The 3,172-nt window shown below is 66.1% G+C and carries 3 protein-coding genes; all 3 read right to left on the reverse strand.

All coding sequences use genetic code 11. From position 1 onward, the window contains the following. On the reverse strand, positions 1-1,086 hold a 1,086-nt coding region (gene atpD, locus VH499_RS17015; protein ID WP_332053936.1), incomplete at its 3' end, for a F0F1 ATP synthase subunit beta. Positions 1,087-1,114: 28 nt separating this feature from the next. Continuing rightward, positions 1,115-2,002 carry a F0F1 ATP synthase subunit gamma gene (locus VH499_RS17020; protein WP_332053937.1) on the reverse strand — a complete coding sequence of 296 codons (888 nt, stop codon included), beginning with the start codon at positions 2,000-2,002 and terminating at the stop codon, positions 1,115-1,117. 33 nt (positions 2,003-2,035) lie between these two features. After that, positions 2,036-3,172, reverse strand: a 1,137-nt coding sequence (gene atpA, locus VH499_RS17025; protein WP_332053938.1) for a F0F1 ATP synthase subunit alpha, incomplete at its 5' end; no start/stop codon positions are given.

The raw sequence follows: 3,172 nt of genomic DNA on the forward strand, positions 1-3,172 counted from the left end.
GTGCTCTTCGCCGACGACGCGCGGGTCGAGGATGCGCGAGGTCGAATCGAGCGGGTCGACCGCCGGGAAGATGCCGAGCTCCGCGATCTGGCGCGACAGCACGGTGGTCGCGTCCAGGTGCGAGAACGAGGTCGCCGGCGCGGGATCGGTCAGGTCGTCGGCCGGCACGTAGATCGCCTGCACCGAGGTGATCGAGCCCTTCTTGGTGGTGGTGATGCGCTCCTGCAGCGCGCCCATGTCGGTGGCGAGGGTCGGCTGATAGCCCACCGCCGAGGGGATGCGGCCCAGCAGCGCCGACACTTCCGAACCCGCCTGGGTGAAGCGGAAGATGTTGTCGATGAAGAACAGCACGTCCTGGCCTTCCTCGTCGCGGAAATACTCGGCCTGGGTCAGTCCGGTCAGGCCGACGCGGGCGCGGGCTCCCGGGGGCTCGTTCATCTGGCCATACACCAGCGCGACCTTGGACTCGCCGTCGAGCTGGATGACCTTCGATTCCATCATTTCGTGATAGAGGTCGTTGCCCTCGCGGGTGCGCTCGCCGACGCCGGCGAACACCGACACGCCGCCGTGCGCCTTCGCGACGTTGTTGATCAGCTCCATGATGGTCACGGTCTTGCCGACGCCCGCGCCACCGAACAGGCCGATCTTGCCGCCCTTCGGGTACGGGGTGAGCAAATCGACGACCTTGATGCCGGTCACGAGCACCTGAGGCTCGGTCGCCTGGTCGACGAATTCCGGCGCCGGGCGGTGGATCGGGTAGCTGGTCTTGGCCTTGACCGGGCCGCGCTCGTCGACCGGCTCGCCGATCACGTTGATGATGCGGCCCAGCACCTCGCGGCCGACCGGCACGGTGATGCCGGCGCCGGTGTCGGCCGCTTCCTGGCCGCGCACCAGCCCGTCGGTGGTGTCCATGGCGATGGTGCGGACGGTGTTCTCGCCCAGGTGCTGCGCGACCTCGAGCACCAGGAGCTTGCCCTGGTTCTGCACATGCAGCGCGTTCAGAATCGCCGGCAGGTCGCCTTCGAACTGCACGTCGACGACGGCGCCCATCACTTGGGTGACCTTGCCGACCAGGTTCTTGGCCATCGATCTCTCCTTCAATCCATCGCTGGTCTCACAGCGCCTCGGCGCCGGAGATGATTTCGATCAGTTCCTTGGTGATGTACGCCTGACGCGAGCGGTTGTAGGTGATGGTCAGGCGGTTGATCATGTCGCCGGCGTTGCGGGTCGCGCTGTCCATGGCAGACATGCGAGCGCCCTCTTCGCTGGCCGCGTTCTCCAGCAGCGCACGGAAAATCTGCATGCCGATGTTGCGCGGCAGCAGCTCCGCCAGGATCGCATCCTCTTCCGGCTCGTATTCATAGCTGTTCAGCTCCGTATCCGCAGTGTTCTCGTTGGCCGCGCCGGCCGCTGCGAACGGAATCAGTTGCTGCGTCGTGACGATCTGGGTAATCGCCGACTTGAACTTGTTGTAGACGATGGTGCAGACGTCGAACTCGCCGTGATCGAACATCTGGCGGATGCGGGTCGCGATCTTGTCGGCAGCCTCGAAATTCAGCTTCGGCTTGCCCACGGCCTCGATCGTGCCGATGATCTCCTGCGCGAACCCACGGCGCAGCTGGTCGCGGGCCTTGCGGCCGACGCACAGGATCTTCAGCGTCTTGCCCTCGCCCTTGAGCTCGCGCGCCAGCCGGCGCGCCTGCCGCACGATCGACGAGTTGAACGCTCCGCACAGGCCGCGATCGGAGGTCATGACCACGATCAGATGCACCTGGTCCTTGCCGGTACCGGCGAGCAGGGCCGGTGCGCCATCGCGGCCCGCGACGCTCGCCGCCAGGGAGCCCAGGACCTTCTCCATGCGCTCGGCATAGGGGCGTGCGGCTTCCGCCTGCTCCTGCGCGCGGCGCAGCTTGGCCGCCGCCACCATCTTCATGGCGGAGGTGATCTTCTGCGTGGACTTCACGCTGTTGATGCGGACCTTGAGGTCCTTGAGGCTTGGCATGTCCCGCCTTTAATCCTTGGGGGGCCCTTCAGATCAGGCGAACGACTTCACGAACGCGCCGAGGATGTTGTTCAGCTTCTCTTCGGTCGGCTTGGTGATCTCGCGCTCCTTGCGGATCGACTCCAGCACGTCGGCGTGCTTGGCACGCACCTCGTTGAGGAACGCCGCCTCGAAGCGGTTCACATCGGTCACCTGGATGGTGTCGAGATAGCCGCGGACGCCGGTGAAGATCGAAACCACCTGCTCCTCGACCGGCATCGGCTGGAACTGGCCCTGCTTCAGCAGCTCGGTCAGGCGCGAGCCGCGCGCCAGCAGCTTCTGGGTCGAGGCGTCGAGGTCGGAGGCGAACTGCGCGAACGCCGCCATCTCGCGGTACTGCGCGAGCTCGAGCTTGATCTTGCCGGCGACCTGCTTCATCGCCTTGATCTGGGCGGCGGAGCCGACGCGGCTGACCGACAGGCCGACGTTGATGGCCGGACGGATGCCGCGATAGAACAGGCCTGTCTCCAGGAAGATCTGGCCGTCGGTGATGGAGATCACGTTGGTCGGGATGTAGGCGGACACGTCGCCGGCCTGGGTCTCGATCACCGGCAGCGCGGTCAGCGAGCCGGCCCCGTTGGCGTCGTTCATCTTGGCCGCGCGCTCCAGCAGACGGGAGTGCAGGTAGAACACGTCGCCCGGATAGGCCTCGCGTCCCGGCGGGCGGCGCAGCAGCAGCGACATCTGGCGATAGGCGACCGCCTGCTTGGAGAGATCGTCGTAGAAGATGACGGCGTGCATGGCGTTGTCGCGGAAGAACTCGCCCATCGAGGCGCCGGTGTAGGGCGCCAGGTACTGCAGCGGCGCCGGCTCCGACGCGGTGGCGGCGATCACGATCGAGTAATCGAGCGCGCCGGCGTCTTCCAGCGTCTTCACGATCTGCGCCACGGTCGAACGCTTCTGGCCGACTGCGACGTACACGCAGTAGAGCTTCTTCGATTCATCGCCCGAGGCGTTGATGCCCTTCTGGTTGATGATGGTGTCGATGATGACGGCGGTCTTGCCGGTCTGGCGGTCGCCGATGATCAGCTCGCGCTGGCCGCGTCCGATCGGCACCAGGCTGTCGATCGCCTTGAGGCCGGTCTGCATCGGCTCGTGCACCGACTTGCGCGGGATGATGCCGGGGGCCTT

Origin of the sequence: Reyranella sp., assembly GCF_036558665.1 — a bacterium.
In the GTDB taxonomy this organism is placed as follows: domain Bacteria; phylum Pseudomonadota; class Alphaproteobacteria; order Reyranellales; family Reyranellaceae; genus Reyranella.